Raw genomic sequence first — 1,936 nt, 5'->3', positions numbered from 1 at the left:
CGCCGAACCGGGCGCGGCCGAGGAACGGTTGCTGGACGAGGCCGGTGTCGGCGCCCACGAGCGCTGGGACTGGGAGCGGATCGCCCGCCCCACCGCGTCGCACGCCTTCGACGGCCCGGCCGCCTTCCGGACGTGGCTGCGCGGCTACCTCGACGAGGACGTGCGCCGGGCCCGGGAGGGCAATGTCAGCGGCCCCCTCAAGGCGGCCCTGGACGTGCTGCGGGACCTGCGCAACGAGATCCGGCTCGCCGTCGACCACGGCGGACTGGACGCCGCCTCCCACCGTGACGAACTGGACCGGTGGTACACGCCGCTCAACGCCTACCTGTCCATCGGCCCGCCCCCTTCCCGGATCGAGGAGATGGCCGCGTTGATGGACGCCGGGATCCTGGAGGTCACCGGCCCCGGCATGCGGGTGGACACCGAGACGGACGGTCCGGACGGGGCGTGCTTCGTCGCCACCTCACAGGAGATCGAAGGCGTCCGCTTCCGGGCCACCACGCTCATCGAGGCCCGGCTGCCGCAGACGGCTCTGCGCCGCACCGCGGACCCGTTGATGAGGCAGTTGCTGCGCACCGGCCAGTGCGCCGCGCATCGGGTGCCCGGCAGCGACGGGGCCGACTACGAGACCGGCGGGCTCGCCGTGTCCGGGCGGCCCTGCAACCTGCTCGACGGCCGGGGCGTGCCGCATCCGCGGCGCTTCGCCCACGGGGTGCCCACCGAGGGCGTGCACTGGGTGACCGCGGCCGGCATCCGGCCCGGGGTCGGCTCGGTCACGCTGGAGGATTCCGACGCCATCGCGGCCGCGGCCCTCGCCCTGCCCGCGCCGTCCGTCACCTCCCTGGCGCCACCGGCGCCCGCCCCCTCCGGCCGGGCCGTCCCGGCCGCCGTCGCCGCGGCCCCCGCGCCGAGGACCGCGGCATGACGGCCCGCGGCGACGGGCCGTCGCACGTCGGGCCGCCGGACGGCCGGACGCCCGGTCACCTGGACGTGGGGCTGCTCTCCCCGGTACGCGCGGGCACCGCCGTCGAGGCGGCCGTCGGTGACGCGGCCTGGGTGCAGGCGATGCTGGACGCCGAGGCCGCCCTCGCCCGTGCCCAGGCCCGGTGCGGCACCGTCCCCGCCGCCGCCGCGTCGGCGATCACGGCGGCGGCCCGTGCCGAACGGCTCGACGTGCGGCGACTGGCGCTGGCCGCCCGCGAGACGGCCAACCCGGTCGTCGCTCTGATCGGCGCGCTGACGGAGGTGGTGGCGGCCGAGGCGCCCGGGGCCGTCGAGTACGTGCACCGGGGCTCCACGAGCCAGGACGTCTTCGACACGGGCGCGATGCTGGTGTCGGCGAGGGCGCTGCGGCTGATCGTGGCCGACCTGCGGACCGTCGCCGAGGCGCTGACCGGGCTGGCGGGGGCCCACCGGGACACGGTCATGGCCGGCCGTACCCTCGCCACCCAGGCGGTGCCCACCACGTTCGGGCTGAAAGCGGCGGGCTGGCGGCAGGGCGTCCTGGACTCCGTGGAGCGGCTGGAGCGGATCGCGGTGGACGGGCTGCCCGTCTCCCTGGGCGGAGCGGCGGGCACCCTGGCCGGCTACGCGCAGTACGCCGGCGCGGACGCCGACGACGAAGCCGTCGCCGGTGACCTCGTCGCCGCGTTCGCCGACGAGACGGGCTTGGCCGTGCCGCGTCTGCCCTGGCACGCGCTGCGCACGCCGGTCGCGGACCTCGGGGCGGCTCTCGCGCACACCGCGGGCGCCCTCGGCAAGATCGCGGCGGACGTGCTCGTACTGGCCCGCACCGAGATCGGTGAGGTGACCGAGCCGGGCGGTGCGGGCAGGGGGGCCTCCTCGGCGATGCCGCACAAGCGCAACCCCGTGCTCGCCACGATGATCCGCTCGGCCGCCCTCCAGGTACCGGCGCTGGCCGGAGTCCTGGCCCAGT

Annotated in this window: 1 protein-coding gene and 1 pseudogene; both read left to right on the top strand. The window is 77.0% G+C overall.

Annotated elements, in window-relative coordinates:
* Positions 1 to 925 (top strand): annotated as a pseudogene (locus RIF68_RS35495) (FAD-binding protein); the annotation flags it as partial.
* Positions 922 to 1,936: lyase family protein (locus RIF68_RS35490; protein ID WP_309055720.1), on the top strand; the 1,015-nt coding region annotated here is incomplete at its 3' end. The pseudogene RIF68_RS35495 and the gene RIF68_RS35490, both read left to right, overlap by 4 nt.

Origin of the sequence: Streptomyces sp. (assembly GCF_031178505.1) — a bacterium.
Taxonomy (GTDB): domain Bacteria; phylum Actinomycetota; class Actinomycetes; order Streptomycetales; family Streptomycetaceae; genus Streptomyces; species Streptomyces gulbargensis.
This window is presented reverse-complemented; position numbering and strand designations above follow the sequence as displayed.